Source organism: Oribacterium sp. oral taxon 108 str. F0425, from assembly GCF_000214455.1.
GTDB classification, from domain to species: Bacteria; Bacillota; Clostridia; order Lachnospirales; family Lachnospiraceae; genus Oribacterium; species Oribacterium asaccharolyticum.
Genome location: NZ_AFIH01000001.1, coordinates 286891 through 311737, shown reverse-complemented (window position 1 = coordinate 311737; position 24847 = coordinate 286891). Strand labels below are relative to the sequence as shown.

General features: G+C 40.9%; 23 protein-coding genes and 1 pseudogene. 1 reads left to right on the top strand and 23 read right to left on the bottom strand.

All coding sequences use genetic code 11. The features are described from left to right. Positions 1 to 2: 2 nt before the first annotated feature. Positions 3 to 1484 carry a DUF2828 family protein gene (locus HMPREF9124_RS01500; protein WP_009429653.1) on the bottom strand — a complete coding sequence of 494 codons (1482 nt, stop codon included), beginning with the start codon at positions 1482 to 1484 and terminating at the stop codon, positions 3 to 5. Positions 1485 to 2038: 554 nt separating this feature from the next. Here HMPREF9124_RS01500 and HMPREF9124_RS01495 point away from each other — a divergent pair. Next, positions 2039 to 2947 (top strand): WYL domain-containing protein, encoded by a 909-nt coding sequence (locus tag HMPREF9124_RS01495; protein ID WP_009427693.1) that lies wholly within the window; start codon positions 2039 to 2041, stop codon positions 2945 to 2947. Between the two features lie 200 nt (positions 2948 to 3147). Here HMPREF9124_RS01495 and HMPREF9124_RS12910 read toward each other — a convergent pair whose 3' ends face one another. From HMPREF9124_RS12910 to HMPREF9124_RS01385, 22 genes and pseudogenes are all read right to left on the bottom strand, one after another. Next, complete coding sequence (locus HMPREF9124_RS12910; protein ID WP_036597907.1) at positions 3148 to 4203, bottom strand: hypothetical protein; 1056 nt, start codon at positions 4201 to 4203, stop codon at positions 3148 to 3150. Positions 4204 to 4223: 20 nt separating this feature from the next. After that, a pseudogene (locus tag HMPREF9124_RS12815) lies at positions 4224 to 4638 on the bottom strand (YjdF family protein). A 424-nt stretch (positions 4639 to 5062) separates the two neighbouring features. Beyond that, positions 5063 to 6358 (bottom strand): ATP-binding protein, encoded by a 1296-nt coding sequence (locus HMPREF9124_RS01485; protein WP_009429251.1) that lies wholly within the window; start codon positions 6356 to 6358, stop codon positions 5063 to 5065. Positions 6359 to 6605: 247 nt separating this feature from the next. Further along, complete coding sequence (locus HMPREF9124_RS01480) at positions 6606 to 7919, bottom strand: ATP-binding protein (protein ID WP_009428032.1); 1314 nt, start codon at positions 7917 to 7919, stop codon at positions 6606 to 6608. Positions 7920 to 8051: 132 nt separating this feature from the next. Beyond that, positions 8052 to 8663 (bottom strand): helix-turn-helix domain-containing protein, encoded by a 612-nt coding sequence (locus HMPREF9124_RS01475; protein WP_009429897.1) that lies wholly within the window; start codon positions 8661 to 8663, stop codon positions 8052 to 8054. A 349-nt stretch (positions 8664 to 9012) separates the two neighbouring features. After that, on the bottom strand, positions 9013 to 9468 hold the full coding sequence (tnpA, locus tag HMPREF9124_RS01470; RefSeq protein WP_036597547.1) for an IS200/IS605 family transposase: 456 nt from the start codon (positions 9466 to 9468) through the stop codon (positions 9013 to 9015). 220 nt (positions 9469 to 9688) lie between these two features. Next, positions 9689 to 9952 carry a SemiSWEET family transporter gene (locus HMPREF9124_RS01465; protein WP_009429396.1) on the bottom strand — a complete coding sequence of 88 codons (264 nt, stop codon included), beginning with the start codon at positions 9950 to 9952 and terminating at the stop codon, positions 9689 to 9691. Positions 9953 to 10170: 218 nt separating this feature from the next. Further along, positions 10171 to 11142 (bottom strand): ketopantoate reductase family protein, encoded by a 972-nt coding sequence (locus HMPREF9124_RS01460; protein ID WP_009428907.1) that lies wholly within the window; start codon positions 11140 to 11142, stop codon positions 10171 to 10173. Continuing rightward, complete coding sequence (locus HMPREF9124_RS01455; RefSeq protein ID WP_009427772.1) at positions 11139 to 11534, bottom strand: hypothetical protein; 396 nt, start codon at positions 11532 to 11534, stop codon at positions 11139 to 11141. The genes HMPREF9124_RS01460 and HMPREF9124_RS01455 overlap by 4 nt, the downstream gene beginning before the upstream one ends. 64 nt (positions 11535 to 11598) lie before the next feature. Then, complete coding sequence (locus HMPREF9124_RS01450) at positions 11599 to 12828, bottom strand: MFS transporter (RefSeq protein WP_009429637.1); 1230 nt, start codon at positions 12826 to 12828, stop codon at positions 11599 to 11601. A gap of 1 nt (position 12829) precedes the next feature. Further along, positions 12830 to 13777: a CPBP family intramembrane glutamic endopeptidase gene (locus HMPREF9124_RS01445; RefSeq protein ID WP_009429063.1), complete on the bottom strand. Its 948-nt coding sequence runs from the start codon at positions 13775 to 13777 to the stop codon at positions 12830 to 12832. Continuing rightward, positions 13774 to 14379, bottom strand: a complete 606-nt coding sequence (locus HMPREF9124_RS01440) for a TetR/AcrR family transcriptional regulator (protein WP_036597905.1) — start codon at positions 14377 to 14379, stop codon at positions 13774 to 13776. The genes HMPREF9124_RS01445 and HMPREF9124_RS01440 overlap by 4 nt, the downstream gene beginning before the upstream one ends. Before the next feature lie 334 nt (positions 14380 to 14713). Beyond that, a complete protein-coding gene (locus HMPREF9124_RS01435; RefSeq protein ID WP_009429328.1) occupies positions 14714 to 15214 on the bottom strand; it encodes a hypothetical protein in 501 nt (166 codons plus the stop codon). Positions 15215 to 15412: 198 nt separating this feature from the next. Continuing rightward, complete coding sequence (locus HMPREF9124_RS01425) at positions 15413 to 16321, bottom strand: ABC transporter permease (RefSeq protein ID WP_242821532.1); 909 nt, start codon at positions 16319 to 16321, stop codon at positions 15413 to 15415. A gap of 13 nt (positions 16322 to 16334) precedes the next feature. Continuing rightward, on the bottom strand, positions 16335 to 17246 hold the full coding sequence (locus HMPREF9124_RS01420; protein ID WP_009428738.1) for an ABC transporter ATP-binding protein: 912 nt from the start codon (positions 17244 to 17246) through the stop codon (positions 16335 to 16337). Between the two features lie 258 nt (positions 17247 to 17504). Then, a complete protein-coding gene (locus tag HMPREF9124_RS01415) occupies positions 17505 to 18248 on the bottom strand; it encodes a creatininase family protein (RefSeq protein WP_009428981.1) in 744 nt (247 codons plus the stop codon). Positions 18249 to 18313: 65 nt separating this feature from the next. Next, positions 18314 to 18748: a DUF3021 family protein gene (locus HMPREF9124_RS01410; protein WP_009537646.1), complete on the bottom strand. Its 435-nt coding sequence runs from the start codon at positions 18746 to 18748 to the stop codon at positions 18314 to 18316. 1 nt (position 18749) lies between these two features. Further along, complete coding sequence (locus tag HMPREF9124_RS01405) at positions 18750 to 19184, bottom strand: LytTR family DNA-binding domain-containing protein (protein WP_009427680.1); 435 nt, start codon at positions 19182 to 19184, stop codon at positions 18750 to 18752. A 13-nt stretch (positions 19185 to 19197) separates the two neighbouring features. Continuing rightward, the gene (locus tag HMPREF9124_RS01400; RefSeq protein ID WP_009428331.1) at positions 19198 to 19611 is read right to left on the bottom strand and encodes an EamA family transporter; all 414 of its coding nucleotides are present in this window, start codon (positions 19609 to 19611) and stop codon (positions 19198 to 19200) included. 150 nt (positions 19612 to 19761) lie between these two features. Then, positions 19762 to 22449 carry a magnesium-translocating P-type ATPase gene (mgtA, locus tag HMPREF9124_RS01395; protein ID WP_009428991.1) on the bottom strand — a complete coding sequence of 896 codons (2688 nt, stop codon included), beginning with the start codon at positions 22447 to 22449 and terminating at the stop codon, positions 19762 to 19764. Between the two features lie 173 nt (positions 22450 to 22622). Next, entirely contained in the window at positions 22623 to 24113 is a 1491-nt protein-coding gene (locus HMPREF9124_RS01390; protein ID WP_009429902.1) for an ABC transporter ATP-binding protein, read from the bottom strand. Positions 24114 to 24291: 178 nt separating this feature from the next. Continuing rightward, positions 24292 to 24837, bottom strand: a complete 546-nt coding sequence (locus HMPREF9124_RS01385) for an energy-coupling factor transporter transmembrane component T (RefSeq protein WP_009428578.1) — start codon at positions 24835 to 24837, stop codon at positions 24292 to 24294. Between the last annotated feature and the right edge of the window lie 10 nt (positions 24838 to 24847).

The window sequence follows — 24847 nt, the reverse complement described above, 5'->3', positions numbered from 1 at the left end:
CGCTACGCACAAATTCCTTCGTAGCGCTTTGCAGAAAGTGTTTCCAGCATAAAGGAATAAGGATCCAGAATCCCCTCGGACAGCATGGAAAAAATCTGTGGAGAAGTCCCTGAAACCAAGGCCACTCCCTGCTCATTTTTCGTAACAGGCTGCTGCTGATTTCTGCTGTTCACATTCCAAAATACAATTTGCGGAAGCTTGTAGCCATACTTTGCAAACTTCTTTTTTGCGCACTCAAAATTCGTCATTTCCGCATGGTTCGCACAATAATCGAATTCCATGTCCGAAATAATATAGAGTTTTTCCGGAATTTCCTCCTGCTTCGCCTTGTTTTGAATGGCTGTATTCAGAATTAAATCAAAGGTTCTCTGTAAATCCGTATTGGCACACTCATTAAAGCTTACGCAGTACGTAAGTTTATCTACAATATCTCTGCCTTGCACCTCCACCAGTCTCGGATTTTCGGAAAAGGTAATAAAATGCTTATAAAAACAGCCCTTGTTGTGCTCCGCAAAATAAATCCCTAAAGACTGTGCCACTGCTGCCGGCATATAACCGGAGCCCCAGCCACAATACATAGAACCGGAACCGTCCACTACCGCAAGAGCATTTTCCGCCCCTGTATAGTCAGGAAGAGACTTCCAGGTGACGTCCATAGAACGACGTTCCTCTTCCGTGATTTCCTCTTTCTCCATATCTCTACGGAAAATGGATGCTACGACATCATAGGGCGTCAGGGTTCCTGTATTCATTACAGATGGATTACTTTCCGCCTTATCCAAAAAGGCAGAATATCTCTCCCTGTCATTTCTAAGAAAAGCCAGTCTGTACTTATACAAAGCTTTAGAGGGCTGCTTCTCATAGGAAAAAGAGTAATCCTTCTCCCGAAGATAATTCTCCATCAACTTTATTTCCGCCCGCAGTGAAACAAGGACTTTACGATACTCCGCATCGCTAAATCCTAAAGCTTTTGCAAGTTTCTTTGCACTTTTAACGCTATCTTTATTGCTGGTATTCACGGAAGGAAGCCATTTGGCCAATAAAGAAACGCTCTCTCCGATTTTCAGGGCAGCAAGATCTTTATCCAACTGCTCTTTTATGAAGCTAAGCATATCCTTTTCGCAAGGTCCGTCCAGAAGGGAAAGAAGGTCATCAAATCTTCCGTACTCCGGAACATTTGTGATATTCTTTCGAACGGACTCCGCCTCATGAAGAGAAAGCCACTTCCATATAGACCGAAACACTCTTCTCTCCCCAAGACCACCTCGAATGTCTCTTGCGAAGAAAAGAATCTTCATTGCCATATTGTTGTCTTCCGTATAGGCCTTGATAAACCTGGAAATGATTTCATTATCCTCAGCATTTCGCAAAGCACCAATGGTGGCAAAAAGATCCAGACAGTAAGAGTTCGTACTCCTGTTAGTAAGAGCGCCATTCTCCGTATATGTCAGATTCTCTTCTTTTCTTAAGTCCGCTAAAAACATTGCTCCTACCTCCTTTTAAAAAGAAACAGCCACAAGATACTTTGTAAGGTAAGGGGTATTCGCCCCTTCCAGCAGGGGGAGTTGCACCCCGGAAGCGCCGGGACCGTAGCCTTGCGCCGGCCATCTCAGCCACATCTTGCCATCTGTTTTTGCTGTAAGTATCTTTCCGACTGTTTTAAGTTATACTTAGTGGAAATCCACTAAGACGTACAAGACACAGGATGAACCATCCGCTTTTACTCTAAAATGTATTTATGCAATTTGCTGTATGTGTCTTTCGTGCCTTTATGATATATCGTTTTTCAGGAGATAAAAAGCTGAGGAATATAAATAATTTTCAACCCCAAATTTATTGTATAAATTATGTAATTTCGTTATATTATAAATAGTTTGCATATCCATTTAGGAGTTTGATAATTCCTGAATGGTCGATTTACATTGTTTTTAAATGAAGTTTCGATTGTGACTCGGATTGTCGATTGAATGTGTTTTTAAGCATATTTAAATAATGCATTCAGGGAAATGTTTATGTATCTGTATGAATGGAGGAGATCATGACAGAAAAGTACAAAATATATATTCCGGAAGAGATGCGATTACGTCTTTTGAATGATGCGGAGCTCTTTGATTTTTATAAGAAGGACGGCTCGGTGAATCTGAATGGATTTTTAAAGAAGCTTTTGCTCCAGTATTTTGATGAATATCGTGAAACAAAGGAAAGGCTCCTCGATACTATTTTGTCCGACCTCAGTGCATTTTCCTCTATTTCCCATGAAGACGCCGATGCCATCGCGGATAAAATCATGAACAGCTATATGCGAAATACGGAATTCAAGAGTGAGCGAAACGCTGCCATCACTTTGACGGTCAGCGGACGCTCTTTGGACATTATGCATTCTATTGAAAATAATATGCTCTCTCGGGTTTCTCTCTCCCAGTATCTTAATGACTTTTTCAGCTCCTACCTATCTATTTCCAGAAAAGACCGTGAGAGAATTCTCTTTCAGGATATCTTTGAGGAGTTAAACACTGCCATTCGAAAAAATAGTATTATCCGTTTTACTTCCACTTCCGCTCCAAAAGTTATTTTTACGGTTCAACCTTATTGTATTGCCGCATCCAAAGAGGAGCAGTGTAATTATCTTCTTTGCTTAGACAACGAAACCGGCATACCCAGATCCTTCCGTATCTCAAGAATTCGTGCTTTATTTAGCTCTTCCGATAAATTCATTCCGAATGAAAGCCGAAAACTGGAGCTCCGGGAAATTGCCGGAAGAAGTCCTCAATCCACATCCAAAGGAATTGAAGCCGAAGTCCGCTTAACGGAAAAGGGCCTTCAAAAGTTTCATTTCATTACTAAAAACAGGCCGGATGTATTAAAAAAGAAGGAAATACTCTTTATTTTGACTGGCCAAAAACACAGTTGGAAGAATATTTCCATCGCTTCGGAAAAGAGGCAGTGATTCTTTCTCCGGATGATTGTCGGGAATCCATGCGGATCTTTTACAAAAAAGCATGGGAAGCATATAGGAAGAAGGAGAAGGGGAAATAAAAATCAATAGGCTTTTCTATGCAGGACAGGTCTGAATATAGGGCGAGTTTAGATCCCCCATTTTCAGACCAATCCTACATAAAGACTCTTCCTTTTTGGATTTTATTCTCTCTACTCTATCCCTTCTATCTTGCAAAGCCCGATTTCTTTCAGTCCTCTATCATACAGGGCAGTGAGACACAGCTCTCCGCAAATATTGTACAAGCTATGCTTTGTCATGCCTCTTGGCATAGTAATATCCAAATATTCTCGCTTACTAAGAGAAAAGAGCTTCTGCTTTCCCTTCCAATCGTCATTGTTAAAAAGCGGTGTGAGAATCAGATAATCCGAATGGGTGAAAGTTCCATTTACCCCGGACTTTTTTTCGCCTGCTTTCAGCTGTTCCGACTCCAAGAGCTTTTCCTTTACCTTGCCTTCAGGGGAGATTTTTGCCAAAGCATAATAATCCATTCCCCATTTGTTCACCGAGCCTGTGCTTTCTCCCGAAGTAAAGGCGTAGATTTCCTCATTTGCCATTTTTAAACTGTCGATTTTCGGAGCATCCTTCGTCCTGTCATCATGGTGCGTAAAGGCATTTTTCTCTATTTCCGAAAAGCCTTTCCACTTGGCTTCTTTTTTTACAGGGTCAAAGTCTAATAAAGCAAAACATCGGGAAAGACCGTAATAAACTTCCTTTTCAAAGCAGACAGGAATCAATCTACCGTCTGAAACCGTCTGAAAATACCGCTCTCTTGCATTGTCCGGCAGCACTTTGCTAAAGGGCAAGAGGCCATTCTTAATCGGGATGATTTCCGGCGAAGAAAAATCTCCGGTAAAATAGACAATTTCTTTCTTGGCTTTGATTAGCCCGAAGCTGTCCCCGAAGGAAAAAAGCATCGGATCATTTTCCCGGTCCGGAAAGTCCTCTCCAAGCTCTATTTCCTGTATGCCGGTTTCGGACAGGACAAGAACAGAGTAGGCTCTAGGAACTTCTTCCTTCCTTGTTAAAATGAGTGCTCTTACCCCTTGCTCCGGACAGGCATGAGACATAAAGGCATTTTCCTCCTCTATCGTTTCAGCACCCTGCGTTAGAGCTCTTTCTCCTGAAAGAAAACCTGTGCTATACACATAGGTATATGCTTTTTCCGGCTTGTATTTTTGTATAAGACTTAGCTTTAAAGCGGCCATGCTATTCCTCACTATTTTCGTTATCTGCCTCTGTGTTTTCTTTTTCTTCGCTTGCTTCAGCATAAATTGCCGTTCTTCCTCGATGCGTTTTTGTTCTCTGTTTTTTTCTTTACGCTTTTGTTTGTTCTCTTCATGCTGTAAACTTAACGCCTGTTGCGACTTCGTCCCGATGCCAGCACGCTGCAATTGTTTTTTGACCTCTCTTTGTGCTCTTTTCGGATTCTGTTTTCTTTCCTTGACTTGCGTTTTTACTTCCGGACTGAATTTCAGCTCATAAAAATGCTTTAAGATAAAATCACGTACCTCCAAGTCCTTGGGCTCTGCACCGAAAGTCACCTTCGCAACGGATAGGCGATTTCCCTCTGTTTTCTCAAAAACGCCCACCCAAAAAGCGCCTTCAAAAAGCACTGTCATTTGACAAGTTAACTTGTCCATATTTGTCCCTCCTAAATTGCTTTATGGACAAAGAATGGACAACCCGGAGGGGAAGGTTACTTACCACAAGATTCTGTGACGGCCGGGCTACCTACCGGCTCTGGCATATTTCTCTGTATGCGTTGCGTTTTTATCTTTGTTGTGTACATAACATAATCGATGAAATTTCTTCCATCGTCTTCTATCATAACGATGGAAAAATATATTGACAATGCTCTCTTTTTCTTTTGTATCAACTGGCAAAATCTTTACTCTATTTAAGATGATAGAATCGTTTGCAATGGAAGTTCTTTCCAAAGGATATTTAGTACCTCTTAAAAACAGGAATCGAATAAGAATAAACTTTTTCAAGGGACTTTTTCTCGATTATTACAACTTTTCCAAGGGACTTTTGTGGTAATTCGAAGATATGACTATGCAGCAGTTAAAGATTTATTGCATTTTCATCCAAAAGAAAATTCTCCAATCCAATGTACAAAATACCTGCATCATCATGTCGGGGGATAATATTATCTTTTACAACTACAATTTTCTTAAAGGAATCATCTATTTTTTTTAAAGAAGCGGTTTCTTGTTCTTGCTTCTCCTTACTGTCTATGTGCAGTGCAGACTGAATATAATATCTTTCATGCCCTTTATTCATTACAAAGTCCACTTCCAGCTGAATTTTTTGCCTCTTTCCGTCTTTTTTGCAATCATATTCCACTACCCCAATATCCACATTATATCCTCTACGAATTAAATCGTTATAGATTATATTTTCCATGATGTGGGTCTCTTCTACTTGCCTGAAATTCAATCTGGCATTTCTTAGCCCGATATCTGTAAAATAATACTTAAGTGGCGTGGTAAAATACTTAGCCCCCTTAACGTCGTATCGATTTGCATGGGATAACAAATATGCTTCTTCAAAATACTCCAAATATTTCGAAATGGTACCGGAGGATATCTTAATTTGTTTTTCCGAGAGAAATCTTTTAGAAAGCTTACTGGGATTGGTAAGAGAGCCAATCGCCGAAGAGGTAAAATCCAATAATACTTCCATAACCTCTTTATCATTCTGTACCTTGTTTCTTTCCAGAATATCTTTTAAATAGGTTTCTTGAAATAAATCTTTTAAATAACGATTTTTCTCCTCATCACTTTTCAAACTATAAATATAGGGCATTCCGCCATATATACTGTAATGTTGGAATGCCAATGACTTATCTTCTACTACTTCACAAACTTCCGCAAAAGACAAAGGATTGATATGAATTTCATCTCCTCTATCCCTAAATTGAGTTAAAATATCTCTGGACAACATTTTTGAATTACTGCCCGTTACGTATATATCTAAATTATCCCGCTTCATAAGTCCTAAAAGCACATCCACAAAAGTCACCGTCTTTTCGTCGCTTTCAAGATAGGGATTCTTCACAGCAATCGACAATTGGATTTCATCGATAAACACATAGTATTTTTTCGTTTCATCCTGCGTTTTTTCCTTGATATAATCATTTAATTTAAACGGATTCCTATACTCCAGCGTATCTATTTCATCCAGTGCAATCGAAATGATTTGTCCATCTTCGATACCACTTGATAGCAAATAATCCCGATACAAATGGAAAAGCAAATAAGATTTCCCACATCTTCGGATTCCCGTGATAATCTTTACTCTACCGTTATCCTTTTTCTCTATAATTTTATGGAGATAAAAACCACGTCTAATCTGCATATGTAACTCCTCTCAAAAAATTAAGGTGGAATTCCACCTTTTTTTCACGAATCTATTCTATCATTCTATTGTGTTCCTATCAATAAGCGGCTCAATTAAGATAATAAGATAAGGTATCTCCGACTTTTCCCACGCCGTTTCTTATAAAAGCAAACTCGAAAAATCCCGGTGGAATTCCACCTTAATTTCTCGAGTTTAATACCATAAAAAAAGTATCGTGGGCTGTACACACGATACTTTTCATGAATTAAATCAGCAAACTATTGCCATCTAATAAAAATTCCTTAACTCCCATCATCAGATATCCGTTTTCGTCATAGCGAGGCTTCATACTTCTTTCTACGATAATGATTTTCTTGAAGGAGTCCATGGTACGCTCAAAGGATTTGCATTCCTGCTCATACTTTTCCTTATCGGGAATGGCATAGGCAGACTGAATATAATACTTCTTGCTTCCTAAGGTAGCAATGAAATCGATTTCCCTCTGCACCCGAGTCTCTTTCCCATTTACATCCTTCTCTCTGGATTCCACGGTTCCCACATCTACCTGATACCCCCTGTATCGCAATTCATTGTAAATGATATTCTCCATGATATGAGTTTCTTCTATCTGCCGAAATGACAGTCGGGCATTTCGAAGACCCAAGTCTTCAAAATAGATTTTATAAGGAGTTCCGATATACTTTCGCCCTTTCACATTATATCTTTTTACCCGCGAGAGCATAAACGCTTCTTCCCCATAGGTAATGTATTTATCCACTGTTGTATCACTGATGTTTGTCCCGTGAACAGAATTCATCGTTGCGGCAATTTTCCTTGGATTGGTGAGGGTGGAAATGCCCGAGGCAATGACGTCAATTACTTCTCCCAAGGCGCTTTCATCCTGTACCGAATATCTGGCCACGATATCCCGAAGATACACGTTCTTCATTTGGGATATCAGATAATTGGTCTTTTGCTCTTCCGTATTCATCAGCACAACCGCCGGAAGCCCTCCGTAAACGGAGTAATCATCATAAGCCTCGCTTTTATCTCCCTCTTTGAATGTATAGTATTCGGAAAAAGATAAAGGCAGCACGTGTACTTCATCCCCTCTTCCCTCAAATTCGGTTAAAATGTCCTTTGACAGAAACTTGGAATTACTGCCTGTTACGTAAACATCAACATTTTGCTTCCGAAGGAACCCATTCAGCACTGACTCAAAGGCTCCCAGCTTCTGCACCTCGTCCAGCAAAAGGTAGTACATCCCTTCACCACGAATCTGCGGCATCAGCCAGGTAATAAATCGGGAGGGATCCACCTTGCGCTCTTCTCTTTCATTATCCAGTACGATGGGATCTTCTCCAATCTTTAATAAATCTTCTGCTGTATCAAAGGCGAATCGAATGATATGACTCTCTTCTACGCCTTCCGAAAGTAAATGCTTATAAAATAAAGTATTCAGCAAATACGACTTCCCGCAGCGTCTGATTCCGGTAATCACTTTAATGAAGCCATTGTGTTTTCTGACAATAAGTCGATTAAGATATACATCTCTATTGATTTCTCTATTGATTTCCATCTTGAACTCCATTTCGTATTTTTGCCGTAAACGGCACTTTTATGAAATAGTGTACTCATTATTCAGAAAATTCGCAAGAGATGCATTTCATATTTTTGCCGTTAACGGCGCTTTTATAAAATGGAATGTTTTTCATTCTTCTCCTAATACCTTTTTCTGCCAGCTTCGTTTTCCGCATACAGGACACTTCATATATCTTGCCCGCCCCTTATGCATGGATAGAATGACCTTACCGTAGGATGGCACATAGCGATGATGACAGCACCCGCATTCATAGAATCCTGCTTTCTGTTCAATACCAACTGCGATAAAGCTTACCAGTAAAATCATCATAAGGGCAAAGGCGGAGAGTACCATTCTCAGCCAGAAAGGCATCACCAGGAAGGATGCCAAAAGGATTAAGACTGACCCGGAGAGTACAGCCGAGAATCCCAGCCAGTATTCCAACTTAAGGGCTCTCCTATCTCTTTCCTCCACTTCTCGTCTCATTGCGAGAAGGTTCTCTTCTAATTGTTTACTATATAATTCTGCCATGATTCTTTCGCCCGACAGGAGTTCGTTTACTTTGATTTTCAGAAATCCACAAAGCTCCAGCATGATTCCGGAATCCGGCATAGACTTTCCGGTTTCCCATTTGGATACCGCCCGGTCACTGATGCCAAGCTTTTCCGCAAGCTCCGCCTGGGTCATGCCCTCTTCCTTTCTGCAAGATGCTATAAATTTTCCGATTTTGATTTGATCCATATCGGACACCTCCTTTCACGGCATAAGCTTACAGGAAACCGCCGGAAATGACAGGAACCGGCAGTTGAGTTCTATTGATTCTACCACCGGTTGAGTCTGCATTCTTCTCTATATTCAGCTTCTTCCCTTATTTAAACTAATTCCACCGGAATGGCAAGTAATCACTACCACCCGTCAAACGGGTGGTTTGCTCGGGGCTATAAGCCCCTGCTACTGGCCAGCGTCTAAAGGCGCTGGCTTTCATTTTGGGCTATGGGAAGTTTGCTTTGCACCTTCCCACAGCTCCATTCAAGCCATATTGCGTTTGACTCGTCGCTACCCCATAAAGGGGTATTGTTACTACTGCACTTTAACCCTTAAAAGGGTCTTCATATTCTTTAACACTTAGTTTATCCAAAGCTATATCGTGTTTTTCTTGATCTTGGATATACTTTTTTATTGTGGCTTCATTTAGACCTACTATACTGACATAATAGCCTTCGGCCCAGAAATGTCTGTTCCCAAATTTGTATTTAAGATTTGCGTGTTTATCAAATATCATCAAAGCACTTTTTCCCTTTAAATAGCCCATAAAAGAAGAAACGCTAATCTTAGGTGGAATACTAACCAGAATATGTACATGGTCCGGCATTAAATGCCCTTCTATAATCTCCACTCCTTTAAAGGCGCAGAGTTGCTTGATAATATCCCGAATATCTGACTTATATTGATAATATATTATTTTTCGCCTATACTTCGGTGTGAAGACAATATGATATTTACACATCCATTTCGTATGTGCTAATGCATATTCTTTCTTCGCCATAAAATCACCTTCCTTTTCTGCAATATAGCTTGAACAACTTTATTGTATTAGGAAAGGTGATTTTTGTATAACAAGTGTTTCCCACCCGCATAGCGGGTGGTTTTTTGTATCAGAGCTAACATTTTTCAAATGTCAGCTCCGATACTGGCTAAAGTCCATTAAATAAAAAACCGGCAAACTTCCTAACGAAGTCGCCGGCTCTTATAGCCATTACATGGATTTATAATGCAGTAAGGAAGGTTAATCCTCCTAAAATTACTCCCGCAGAGTTAGGAATAATGAGAATCCAGTCCTTTTTCGGTTCCTTTGTCCATCCGTAAATAACCCAAATCAGGCAAGAAATTGCTGCAAATAGAGGCTGAAAAGGTTGAGCTTTGTCTCCCTGCAAGTTTGCGAAAATCTGGGGAATGTAAGCAATAAAAACAAAAATACCGATAAACGCTCCAATAGAACCTACAAAAAGATTGATTTTTTGCTTGGACATCTGCTGACTCCTTTCCATATGTACTTGTCGTAAAGTTACTAAAAAATGTCAATTAGTTCCTTTTGTAACTGACACCGTACCAATTATAAGGGATTTTTGCTTTTTGTCAAATATTTTTTATAGATTCTCTGCATCCAATACAAAAATCTCCTTTATTCAGGTAATTCCCAACTTGCTCCATCTTTCCCTAACCCCTTGATATAACGTGCCTTTTTTCTTTACAAAGGGCTTGATTCCCAGATGGAACCTAAAACTTCTATATTGGAATAAAATATCGGCAGTTCGAGATGCTTTAACTTCCCGGTCTCATAAACACATTTGCACCCATATAGCATATCCCCTACATCACTATGTAAAGTCATGATTCTTCGGGTAAGTTCATTCGTTTTGAACATTCGTTTCATAAGAATTCCGGCAAAGGCAGCCGGAATTCTATACGGGAGAAGTTCATTTTTATAGAAGCTTAAGTCTACTCCTCTCGCCTTAACCACCTGAATGGTTTCTCTTATTGCCTTTACTGTAATAGACAGGGCATGGGCATCCTTCATCAAATTAAGAGCAAGCTGCGCCGGGTGTTCAATTTTCCCTTCCCGGGCAGCAGAAGAGGTGACCCCTGCATTGATAGCCATATGAAGCCATATCCATTCCACCATGTCGTGAGGAATCTCCGTTTTCAAATTCGCAGAAGCGAGAAGAGCTGTTAAAGCTTTGTAATTGGAAATCCCTGCTTTTTCCTCACTTTCCAGCATGATGTGGTCAAAGAGAACACAATCAAGCTCATTCTCCACAAGCTTTCCGCCGGCAGTAGGGAAGCCGATAATATAAGGATAAGCACCCACTATTTCATCAATCTCTTCCCGACTATTCCAAAAGTTACAAAACAAAATCAAGCTTCCTGTAATATGGTTTTGGGAAAGCGTCGTTATAGCATCCTTTATTTTTCCGCTTGCCACACTCAAAATAATAAAATCATACTCTGCATTCGACTCGGCAAGATTCACCTTGTATTGATCCGCTTTTTCTTCTCCTTTTTTGTTATAGCGTCCATCTAATAAACTGATATTTAGACTTGTCGGCGCTTTCGATTTTTTCTCTTCTCTCAGCAAATGTTCGACTTGATGCCCTGCTTTTTGGAACACATACCCGTACGTTGTGCCTATAACGCCAAGGCCTACTACGCATATTCTCATAAATTCTGCCTCCTTTCTTCTATTTTCAATCCGATTATCCAGGCAAGAACCAGAAGATAATTTTCCAGAGAGCCAATCAAATTTACCATTTGATGCATCTTAAGATAATGGATAAAATGATTGCTTCCGATACCGATTCCGCCGAGAATGAGAGCCAGCAAAATGGATTTTAGATAGGTCCAATTGTAGTGCCTGTACGCCGTAATCAATATGACTAAAACGGCAATATTCCAAAAGCCGATTTCTCTCTGCCATCCTATAGAAATGCCATACGCAGAGTTTCTTCCCATATATTCCGGTGCGAAAATCTGTAGGATCGCCGCACCGGATATCGCTATGATGAGAATGATAAACAGCACGCGCAAGAATAGATTCATTTTTTTCTGATGCATTGACTAAGCCTCCTTAAACTCACAGATTGCCTTAGACTTCTGGAAATTACCTATTACGATTCCTCTACTCCGTTCTCTTTTCCAGTTCTCTGATAGACGGAAAACGAAGAAATGTGACTGCCACAAGAGAAAGAAAGACACCCGAAATACCAATCATCATTGCTGCTCCCCTTCCGACGCCCATTCCGCTCAGACTACCGAGACCATCTGCGGCTAAGCCGGAAACTGCATAGGCAATAACATAGCCTAGCTGCGAGAGAAAGCCTATAAATCCCCAAGCTCTGCCCTGTAAAGCATCCGGTATATTTGTCCTGCAAAGATAATCCATGCAGTTGTTGCAAAAAGGCAAGGTGGCGAAGAAAAAGAAGCCAAATATACTGATGCTAAGCAGATTTTCAAATATTGACATACCGATCATAAAGATTCCCGCCATAAAAAAGGAGATTTGAAGAACTTTTCCATATTCCTTCTTAATGCCGAAACCTCCGAGAAGCATTCCAGATACAAGCATTCCACTTGCACACAGGGTCTCTACAATGCCAAGCACTTTGGAATCTGCAAAAGAAAGAATCATCGGCTCAACAAGAATTTGCAAAGTCCCAAGAAACAGGGTAATCAGGGAAGAACACAGGACAAGCACAAAAACGCCTTTCTCTATGTGGATTGCTCTCCAGCCTTCTTTCATGCTTTCCAAAAATGACTGCTTCTCTGTAGGCTGTTTTGCTTTTATTCCTCGCCTTACAATAAAGGTCGTTGCAATCGTAACAAAGAAGGTAGATATATCAATGAGCAGCAACAGGGAAATGTCATGATATACCAGCAATAGGCCTGCTATAACGGGCGAGAACAGATATCTGGCACTTCCTGCCAAAGACACTAATCCGGAGGCTTTGGAAAACTCCTCCTTGGATAATAAATCCGTGATCGTTGCTCTGTAAGAAGGATCTAAAAGGGAGGAAAAAATGGCACTGACGAACACGCCTATACTTATCTGAACGAGGTTTGCTTCTCCATGTAGCATGCAGAGGAAAATGTAAAGGATGCCAAGTCCTGAACAACCGTCTCCAATCATCATCAGAACTCTTCTATCGTAACGGTCAGCCAACACTCCTGCCGGAACAGTGAAAAGAAGGGTAGGCAGAAATCCAAGTAAAGTCACCAAGGCCATTCCTGCCGCACTGCCTGTTTTTTGAAAGACATAAACCCCAAGTCCAAAAGAAGTGAGTCCGCCACCTATAGACGATATGAGCTCCCCCATCCAAAGAAGGATGAACTTTTTCATTCCGGAACTCATCTTAATTTCCCTCCCCAAATCGTGTTTTCAAGAGTCTTCCAACGTGCTCCGTTCCAAAAAACATTTTCTTATTCAGCAGTACAATAATCGCCGTTACAATGAAAATCACAATGGTTTCCACACACTTTGTCTCCGCCGTCATCGCGATTTTTTCCTGCATGAAGTTTACAAACAGATGGAAAACCATGCAGGCCAGAATGGAGCGGTCGCTGACCAGATACACCCAGGTGATGATATATCCCATAAGTATGGCACCCACGAAGAAATTAATGGCAAACAAGGGATTAACCATAAGCCCTGCCTGATATGTCCCCTCAATAAAGAGCAGGGGAAAATGCCAAAGTGACCATAATATTCCAAAAATCAGGGATTCAATAAACCAGTCCATATATTGCCCTATGGAGTCTTCACAATATCCCTTCCAGCCCACTTCTTCAATAATCGAAGCCAGCGTAATGGTCACAAAAGCAGATCCTATTCCCACTCCGGTAAAGGAAAAATCTTCCGTAAAGGAAAACTGCTTTAAGGATTGTCCGAATAAAAGGGATAAAAGTATAGAAAACACAATAATCAGTGCATAAAGAACCACTGCCCAAAACACATTCATCCACTTCACTTTATAAAAACCTATAATCTTTTCCTTAAGATCTCTCTTCAACTCTTCACAGCCGGATACAAGTACAAATACAGTGGAGACCACTGCCGGTGCAAGGAGACCCAGCAACATCAATACCGCCCCCTTATCTTCGGAAACAAAGATTGCCGGTATCCAGAAGATCCATGTGAAAAAATACGCACAGAGAAAGAATAACCACGGTCTATATCGATATTCATCTTTATCCTGTATGAACTGTTCTTGGTTCTGCGCTTTATTCTGCGCTTTATTCTGCGCTTTATTCTGCGCTTTGATTATCCCCTTGCTCATTATCTCGCTCATTCCCTTGCTCATTCCTTTGCCCCCTCTACTAAGACCTGGTTGATAAATTGCATGGTTCCGGATTTTGCCCCCAGAGACTTCTCCAGCATATCGATATACACCTCTACATCTTTTTCACCAAAATTTCCGTAATCGAACATATGCTGACTCGTAACAAGGAGCATCTTTACTCGCTCTTCAATATACGTACACGAAAAGATTCCCTGTGCTATACCTTCTTTAACAATCTCTGCCAAAATCGGCACCGCCACTTCTACAATTTTCTTGCAGATTTTATCGTGCATGACGATATTTTCTTTTCTTTCCAGAACATCCGTAATCACCGCTTCCTCTTTCTCCGGACGAAAAGCATTTACAACCGAAACCAATTTTTCGGGTATAGAAAGCGGTGCCTGAAGAAGCTCCTTGGCTACGGCACTCTCCTTCTCTATCATCATTTCAATAACCGCTTCCAGCGTTGCCTCTTTGCTCGCAAAATAATAATAGTAAGTGCCTTTTGCGATACCGGCCTTAGCCACTATCTCGTCAATGCTGGTATTCTCATAGCCTTTTTCTATGAACATGCGATAGGCAAGCTTTAACAGTTCCTGTTTTCTTTGTTCCCCTTTTTTCATATCCGCCTCCATTTTTTATTTGCCTTCTTTTTTCATACTCGCCCTATTTTTCATATCTTCCCCGGGGTCTATATTTGAGCTTTTGTTTCTATTTAACATTTTCGACCACTGGTCGGTTTGTATGATAAAGCAGTCAAAGATGGATGTCAAGCTTTTTCGACTGTTAGTCGGTAATTTGTTCGAAACGCATTTTTTTAAAACTTAATTCTTTGGAAATTTGAAAATCAAAAAAAGCACCTGCAAAAATGCAAGTGCCTGCCTTACCTTCTCTTCCGTGTCCTCCCGTTCATCGTAGCCGTCATAAGGGGCAGTCGGGCCTTTCAAAGGCTCTTTTTTAGTCTTCCCTATAGACAATGATATATACCTTTATATAATCACTGTCTTCCATAATAGTGAGCGGAATTTCCAAGATAGTTTTTCCTGTCCTTCCCTTATAATAGTCCGCTCTCTCTTCGGCAGAGTAGAAATACAATGCGGCGGAATAGCTGTGTCCGGCCTCTACGGAAAGATTAAAGCTCAACTTCTCCGTTCTGACATTCCTTGTCTTAGTGCCCACCGTTTCCGTGGACTCAAAGATTCCTTCAATTGTATGCTGACCGGGAGTCACCGTCACGATGATTTCCAAATCTTTTCCCGTAGTAAACGGTACATTGACAAGACTGCTTCCGTCGATCTTAACCTGCTTGCCATAGAGGTGAAGAATTGCTCCATTTCGATTGTTTGCACTAAACTTCTTCACCGAATTCACTCTCTTCTTGAGTCTGAAAAGCATTATGGGAAAGGACAATGTCAATAACAATGTCATTACAGTAGAAATAATCATGGTTTTTGACATCATTTCCATTCCTCCTAAAATTCCCCTCATTTCAAAGGCAAGATCAGTCATTAAAAAACAAGTTCTAATTAAAAAATTCAAAATTTATTATAAATTTACTATAATGAATGTCAAGCGGAATATTAAGGATGCCCTGTAGGGCTATTTATCTACTTTTACCACTTTTCTAAAATAGAAAAATAAGTTCTTTTCTCCGGCTTAGTTTTTCTTATAGCTTCCGGAATAAATCATAATTTGCGTTACGATACAGAATAGTATTACTCCTAAGATATATTCCAGCATTTTATTCATATCCAAATACCCCTTAAACAGTTTGGCTTGAAAGGTAAAGTATTCTTTCAGACTAAGAACAAACATTCCCTGATCCACTCCTTGAAGGCTTGTATTGATATGCTCCAAGAGTCCGTTAAGCAGTATATTTCTCAGCATAATCGTTATTTGACTCGCAGGAAATAGGTTGCACACGGTTTGTACTTCATTTGAAAATTGAGAAATAGGAATATACGCTCCAATCACAAATCCGGAAGCTGCTGATAGTATTCCAAAGAAAGCTTCGCAAGCACTTACGGTTTTGAAAAATAAAACTACAATCATAAATATTGCGCTTGCCGAGATAGAGCCAAGTGCAACAATAGAAAAGGCTTTTATAACTTGACTTATATTCAAATACATATTTCCTTGCATACGAATTCCAATAAGGCCGACAGCCAGAATTATACTGTTCAAAAGTATTGAAGTAAGCACGGCCGATACAAAATAAGCAAAGATAATTTGTCCCCTTTTCATAGGTGTTGCCAGAATATCATAATCCACTTTATTCGCTCTATCTTTTACGAGTACAGTAATACAACTAAAAGGAACTGAAATCATTGCGGAGCCTAAAATGCCACTCAGTAAAAAAAGATTTGCAAACATAGCGATATCCTTTTGTGAAACCATAGAAGTCAGTCCCGGATACTGCTCCATTGCACTTTGTATCGCACTAACAAAGGTGCCTTTCAGGAATAATAAATACAGTACAAGCACAATAATGGATGTCAGTAGAGAGAATAGAATACTCTGCCAATCCTTGAAAAACAGCAATACGTTTCTCTTGATAAATCCCAAAATCCCCCTCATCTTATACCTCCAGCTTTCTTCCTGTTAAATGTAGGAATACGTCATCCATACTGCCTTTTACAATTTCATAATCTCTGATTTTATTTCGATTTGTATAGAGGAACTCACTGAGATGGAACCCCTCTTTTGATTCCAATGGCACAATGTAGTGATCCGCTTCATAAGAATGCTCTATGCCTTTCAGCACAGCTTCATTGTCACTACATTTCTCTACATACCAAATCAGTTTTGTATTCGTGTATTTCCTTTTTAAAGCCGCCGGTGTGTCTTCTGCTACAATTCGTCCCTTATCCAGGATCACAACTCTGTCTGCATCTCTTACTTCTTCCATATAATGTGTTGTAAGAAATATCGTCATTTGTTTTTCTTTCCGAAGATAATCGATATACTCCCACACCAGCTTTCTGGACATGGGGTCCAGCCCGGTTGTGGGCTCATCCAAAAAGAGAATCTTCGGATTATGTAAAAGCGCTCTGATAATATCCACTCTTCTACGTTGTCCTCCTGATAATTGCTCATATTTTCTATTCCAGATGCTTTCTAATTCGAAGGCCTGCATTAAAGGATGCAAGCGCTCCAAAATTTCTTCTTTGTGCATTCCGTAATAGGAGGCTCTCGTCAGCAGATTTTCTTTTACAGTCAATACGCCGTCCAGCACCGAATTCTGGAAGACGATACCTATTTTCTCTCGAATCTTGTCATCCTCTTCTCCAAGCTTGTGGGAAAAGACTTCTACCTCTCCCTCTGTCTTTTCAAAAATGGTACAGAGGATATTGATGGTCGTTGATTTCCCCGCACCATTCTCCCCGAGAAAGGCAAAAAACTCCCCCTCTTTCACGGAAAAGGAAATATGATCCACTGCAGTCGTTTTACCATAGTTTTTGCTTAAGTTCTTTACTGTGATTGCATTCATTCGATTCGCTCCTTCTTGGCGCCACTATAGTTCTGCCCTGTAATTTTTCCCACAATTCTGCCCTGTTGTCTTAACTTGTTATTCTGCCTCACCGGTTTTGACATAAATCAGCTTATCAACTTGTAAGCATAAAAAAAGTGCCACTCTACCAAGCTGCATTTACAGCCTACCGAGTTGCACTTTTTCCATGAAAATCTATATTTTCTATATGTTCCAATAGGGTTATTTCTTTATAAAGCAGCTTAAAACAATCCGCATCTATCTTTCTCTTATTGTTTTGTACTCCTTTTCAATTCCTGCAATCAATGTTTTCATTGTATATTCCAGAATTTCATTTCCGAATGCTGCCGATGATTCTCTGACCGGATGACGTCCTGCAATACCGATCAGATTGCTCTCATCTTCTTTTACCTGTCCAAAATCAACCAGCTCCGGTCGAACGGCCATGACAATAGAGGTCTCATTTGCTCCGGCATGGTCATTCTGATATTTCAGTCTCTCATCCTCCGCATAGGTCCATGCTGTCATAATGCGTAGTCCGTACTTTTCTTCAGCCTCTTCCTTCAGTTCCTGAAATGCATTTGTTGACGGACCGTGTCCATGTCCCACAACGATGCGAACTCCTGCTCTGGACAACTGAGCCAAAATACTACGCAGCAGATTCTGAAACAGTCCCTTTTCCATCCAGTAAGCACTGCCCTTCATCTGCTGGGCATAATAGGTATTTAATGCGCCCTCTGTATTGATATCCATTCCATAGAATACAGTTCCCCAATCATCAAATACACGATCAGGTCCCATGAACAGCATCGGAAGTACCACTCCGCCAATCTTTTCCGCTACCCGGACAAACAGTTCCTTTGACTGGATCCCGTCAGCTCCAAGAGGCATATGCGGACCATGCCATTCCAGTGTGCCAAGCGGAAGATAAGCAACCGGCATCTCCTTTATCCTCTGTACATATTCTTCGGGAAGTAATTCCTCGTATAATACTTTTTTCATACTAGCCTCCTTATCCTTTTACCACTAAAGGCAATTATTCTCTGTATAATCCATTTCATTATTTTTTATTCCGCATCTTGCAGATCCTTAATGGCTTCATTGATTTTAATCTCATCGGCCTTTGCCATCCATGCCGTTGCACACCACACAAAGAGATAAATAGCACTATACATGAGACAAATGATACGTAAGTTGATGATTTGTCCGAACCAATGAAAAATCTGTGCACACAAAACCACGATTCCGAGAACCGAGACAAAGTGGATTCCGATTCTGATCCGGACTTCGCTTTTCTTCAAGCTATCCATATCCAAAAGAAAATATGTCGGTAAGGAAGATAAAAATCCTGTGAAACAAATAGAAAGAGGGTCACTCCATTGCAAACTAAGAGTCTGCACCCCTAAGGCAAAATGCTGTATAAGCATCAGCATTCCAATTCCAAAAAGAATGGCTGTCGAAATCATAAAAGTCTGGTGAAAAATGATCTTTAGTTTTTGCATATCATAATCCCAACCTTTCTTTCAGTTCTTTCACATAGGATCTTGCAATAATCACACGCTCTCCATTCAAAAGTTCTGCCGTCATTCTTCCGTTAAGTTCCGCTCGCACTGACTTGATTTTCCTCATATTGATAATCATCGCCTTTGCAGCCCTAAAGAAATTCCGGCTTAGCGTATTTTCCAGTTCATATAATCTATATTGCACTTCCAAACAATTATCCTTTGTGTAGACAAAGGTTCGTTTATCTACGGATTCGATATAATAGATTTTATCAATTGGGCAGAAAACAGATTCTCCATTGCAACGGGCGGTGATAACAGGGGCACTATTTTCAAGAGCATTTATGGCAGTTTGAATGTTCTCCGTCACTTTAAAAACACGAATCACCGCTTGCTCTTCTTCATAAGAATTTACTTTTTGAATATCCACCTTCACTCTGTCACCACCTTTACAGTGCCATAAGAACTGTTCCTCCGGCTATTAAAATACATGCCAAAATCGTTTTTATACTACTCGTTTCATGAAGAAGTGAAAAAGCCAGAAGCATGGTAATCACAATACTAAACTTATCCACTGCCGCTACTTTAGACACATCTCCTATTTGCATTGCCTTATAATAGCAGAGCCAGGACGCACCTGTAGAAAGCCCTGATAGGATAAGAAAAATCCAAGATTTCCAGCTAATTTGTCCTATTCCTTTTTGCGCATGAACAAAAAAGACCATAATCCAAGACAAGAGGAGAACCACTACGGTTCGAATGGCTGTTGCAAGATTGGAATTCACATCTTCAATGCCCATCTTTGCAAATATTGCAGTTAACGATGCGAAAATGGATGATAAAATCGCAAAAATCAGCCACATATTGTTACCTCCTCAATCTTATCCTAATAACTTCTCTTGTGCCCATCTCTCTTACGCTCAACTCATTTCCTTCCTGATTTCCTTCGGAAAATGTCGCACTACGAAGGACACGAACAATACGGTTTCCAAAACAATCTTCAAAATGTCAGCTTACAGCCAAGCCCCGTATTTCCTGATATAGAGCTTCTTCACTGTTTCAATGGTAAAACTATACAGTGCAAGGATAAGAAGCAAATACGCAAAATACGTCATCGGCATTTCCGTAAATACCGTATTGTCCAGATTATGAAAAAGATAGGGAATGGAAATGGCCGCAAAAATGCCCAGTGCTGAAGCCAGTGCCAATCTGGAGTCGCACTTGGAATCCAGAATCGGTCGCTTCGAGGTACGGATGAACTGCACAATCAGGATTTGGGAAATCAAACCTTCTACAAACCATCCTGTCTGGAAGTAGTTCTGCATGGAAAGGCTGTTATAGCCCAAAAGGAACCAAAGTACCAGGAATGTCATCACATCGAATACGGAGGACACGCCACCCATCACATTCATAAAGGACACCAGGGATGCACTGTTCCACTTATGGGGTTTTTGCAGGAATTCTTCGTCCACATTGTCCCAGGGAATCGCAATCTGCGTAAAGTCATAAATCAGATTCTGAATCAAAATCTGCAGGGGCAGGATGGGCAAAAATGGCAAGAATATCGAAGCAATCAATACGGAGAACACATTTCCGAAGTTGCCGGATAATGCCATTTTCATGTATTTCAGGATATTTCCGTAGATTCGTCTTCCTTCATAGATACCGTTTAAAATGACGGTTAAGCTCTTCTCCAAGAGAATAATGTCCGCACTGGCCTTGGCAACATCTGTAGCATTGTCCACGGAAATGCCTACATCCGCATCATGAAGACTGGGCGCATCATTTACACCGTCTCCCATATAGCCCACCACATGTCCGTTTTTCCGAAGGGCATCCACCACTCGTTGCTTCTGCATAGGAGAGAGACGGGCGAAAATGTCTTTTTTCTCTACAACACTCGAAAGCTCCTCCTCACTCATCTTTTCCAAGTCGGAGCCGGTTACCGCATTTTGCTCTCCTACCTTCATGCCTACCAGCTTACATACGTGCTCCACCACAACGGGGGCATCGCCGGAAATGACCTTTACCTGTACGCCTGCATCATACAGTCCGTGAATGGCTTCCTTGGCATCCGGCTTGGGCGGATCCAGGAAGGCGATAATACCCAGGAAAGTCATATCCGTTTCGTCCTCCGCATGGAAAACAGCGGTGTCTCCTGCATTTTTCCTCTTTGCGGCAACGCCAATGACGTGCATTCCCTCATGATTTAACTTCTCGGAAAGGGCATTGATCTTCTGCAAGTCTTCTTCCTGAATGTCCATATATTCCTTCTTCACCCGAATACGACTGCAACAGGAAAGTACGGATTCCAATGCCCCTTTGGTAATCAAAACCTCATCCTGGGGTTTGGGAAGAATTTCTTCTGTCTCCTCTCCCAGATGCTCCCCACCCGGATTGGATATCACCACACTCATTCTCCGGCGTTCAAAATCATAGGGGATTTCATCGGACTTCACATAACCCCCGGCGTATTTTTGCACATCGCTTTCCGCGCCGTAGGATAGGATGGCCCGGTCAATCAGGTTTTTTACCCCTGTAGAATAGTAGGCATTCATCCATGCATAATTCAAAACCACATAGGAATCTTCGCCATTTACATTGATATATTTCTGTAAAACCACATTGTCCATGGTAAGGGTTCCGGTCTTATCGGTGCACAGCACATCGATAGCTCCTAAGTTTTGAATGGCGGACATGTTCTTTACAATGGTCTTCTTCTTTGCCAGGAACTTTGCCCCTTTAGCAAGGGTTCCATTCACAATCATCGGTAACATGCCCGGGGTAATACCCACTGCAACGGAGATGGAAAATAAAAAGGCTTCCAGCCAGTTTTTCTTCACTAGGCCGTTAATAAGCAATACAAAAAGAACCACCACAATCATGTAGCTAATCAGAATTTTGGTTATTTTCGATAGGCTCTTATCAAAATCCGTTTCTTTCTTCTGTGTATGGATGGTGGAGGAAATCTTCCCCAGATAGGAATTCTTTCCGGTCCGCACCACGATGCCGACTCCGGTGCCGGAATTCACTGTGGAACCGCCTAAGCAGAGGTTGTTTAATTCCGCTGCATTAACAATTCTCTGATCCACTCCGGTATATTTCTCCACCGGAATGGATTCTCCCGTGAAAGCGGAAACCGAAAGAAACAAGTCTCTACTCTCCAGAAGATAGAGATCTCCGCACACGATATCTCCTGAGCCGATGAGCTGTATATCCCCGGGTACCACCTCTTCCACCGGCACTTCTCTTATTTCCGTGCCATCCTTTCCCGGAATCCGGATCCTTACCGTATCGTGCTCCATATCCTTTAGCTTCTGCATATCCAGATAGGAACCGTAGTCCTGGGTAAATCGAATCACCGCACTCATACAGGCCAGTGCCAGGATAATGACTCCGGACAGTATATCCCTTTCCACAACAAAGGTAACGATAGCCAAAACAAGCAAAACAATAATAAAAGCATCGGTAAAGCTGTGAAATAAAAAATAGAATACGCCATGCTTCTGCATGGCGGAAAGGTCGTTATAGCCGTATTTCTCCAGTCTTTCTTCCCGTTCTTCGTCGCTGATTCCATTTGCTGTACAGCCTAATTCCTGTAAGACCGAAGAAGCTTCTTTTCCGGCAATTTTCTGAAACTCTTGCTCCACACCGGCGGACTTTGTCATAGGGTTCAATTTCTTCTCGTTGTTTAAAATCATATCTTTCACCCTCCTTTTACTTATACAGGGATATCTTAGACCTTTGCACAATGCGAGTCAATTTAATATGATTTTTTATTTCAACCGGATATACTTTGTTTCTCTTCCTACAACTTTTTATCCCTTGGTAAGCATTTTATCCCTTAAAATAGGCCTTTAAGGGATAAAGCAATCTATAAGGGAAAGAACAGCACTCTATCACATACCTCCTCTAAAAATTCCATGTCATGGGAGATAATTAAAATCAGATTCTTTTCCGCTTTAAACTTGGTGATGTTCTTTGCAACGACCTTCATGCTTGCATAATCCAGTCCGCTGGTCGGCTCATCCAAAAATAAAATTTTCTTCTTGGAAAGTAAGGCGGATAGAATTACGACTCTCTGCTTTTGACCCCCCGATAAACTGTGCGGATTTTTTTCCTTCAATTGGTCAATTTGCATATCCGCCATGCAAGTACAAAATTGTTCTTCCTCCTTGAACGCCGACGTCAGGCGGATTTCATCATAAACGGAGTCAGTAAACAACTGGTTGTTGATTTCTTGCATAAGCAATAAGCTGTTCTTCCTTCTCTTCGGCACGGAGATTCCCTTGTTATTTTTGCAAATTTCTCCTGTAGTTTGCCTTGCAAGGCCGCAAACAACTTTCGCAAACGTCGATTTTCCCATTCCGTTTTTTCCAACGATTCCTACAATTTTTCTCCTTTCAAAGCCCAAACGATCGATTTTGAAAATAGTCCGCTCTTTTCTTTTATACAGTAAATCCTTTATTTCCAGTTCCAATGCATTTCCTGATGAATCTCTCTTTACTGCCGAGTCCTTTCTTTCCACTTTAAACAAATGGCTTACAAAGCTTCTTTTCTCTATATCCGTGTGTTTTTCTGACGCAGAAAGCATTATGGCAGATCTTTCTTTCCATGCATTGTCGGAGAAATCCGTGTGCCGAAGCCCTGTTCTACATCTTTCTTCCTCGGATAAGTTTTGAATTTCTTCCATGCTGTATTCTTTAGTAATCTTTCCATTTTCCAGATATACTGCTCTATCCACAATTTTTTTCAAATACCAGAGCCTGTGCTCCGCAATGATAATCGTCTTCCCTTCCTCCTTCAATCGTTCCATGAGTTTCGAAAGCTCTATCATCGAATCCATGTCCAGGCTGGAAGAGGGCTCATCGAAAACAAAAATCTCCGGGTTTAAGGCATAGACCGCCGCAATAGCTATTTTTTGCTTTTCTCCTCCTGAGAGTGCAAATATATTTCTGTCCATTAAACTCGAAATATGCATTGTCTCCTGTACCTCTTTCAGTCTTTTCTGAATCTTCTCCCTTTCTACTCCATAATTTTCCAGCGCAAAAGCAATTTCGTCTGTCGTATTTGTCGTGTAAAACTGCGTCTTGGGATTCTGAAAAACTGAGCCTACTTTCTCAGAAATTTTATAAATTTCCGTTTCAAAGGGATTCATACCGGCAACTTCTACGCGCCCCGTTATCTTCCCCTGAAAAAATTCCGGAATGATTCCATTGATTATTTTCAAAAAGGTAGATTTTCCACAACCGCTTTTTCCGCATAAAAGGATACACTCGCCCTGATGAACCGACAAATCGATATTTCTAAGTACAAAATCCTCCTCCGTACTGTATTGAAAACTTAAATTTTTTATAGTAATCATAGCGAATACCCCAAAAAGTGCAGGAAAAGAACGATGCCGAGCGCAAAAGAAAATAAGGACAGAAGCATATAATCGCCTGTTTTCATTTGGATTCTGTGCCTGCATGTCTTTGCTACCGGGGCATCTATACCTCTTACAATAGCCGATTGAGAGAGTTCGTCCCCGATTTCCATCACACTCACAAATAGGGGAACAAAAAATATTCTATAGTAAGCAAAGGTCTATGCACAAAATTATAAAAGTCCATGCTGATGCCTCTTGTTTTCATTGCCATATGAATATTGGACCACTCCTCCTGTATCGTGGGAAAGCACCGGAAGATAACAGAAATCATAATGAGGGCATCCTTCGGGACTCTCATCCTCTGTAATGTCGCCACTGCAAGGGATGAGCTCGTTGAGCTTAAAATCCATTTTCCGATAATCACAGAGGGCAAAAACTTTCTCATAATAACGACCAGAAATAAAATGAGGCTTAGAAAAAAGGGATGTCCCAAGTTTACAACGATGGTTTCCACCACAATACTCAGTATAAAAAACACGACATACCGTACCGAATACCTGATACACCCGCTACTGATCATCACGAATAGACAAAGCAGAGTTAAAAAAGCCTCATAAGCTATGCTGTTTCCGAGAAAGAGTAACAGATTTACCTGTATTAACACGATGAGCTTTGTTCTAAGGTCATAACGGAGTGAAGGCGCAAATCTTCTCCCTTTCATAAGTGCCTCC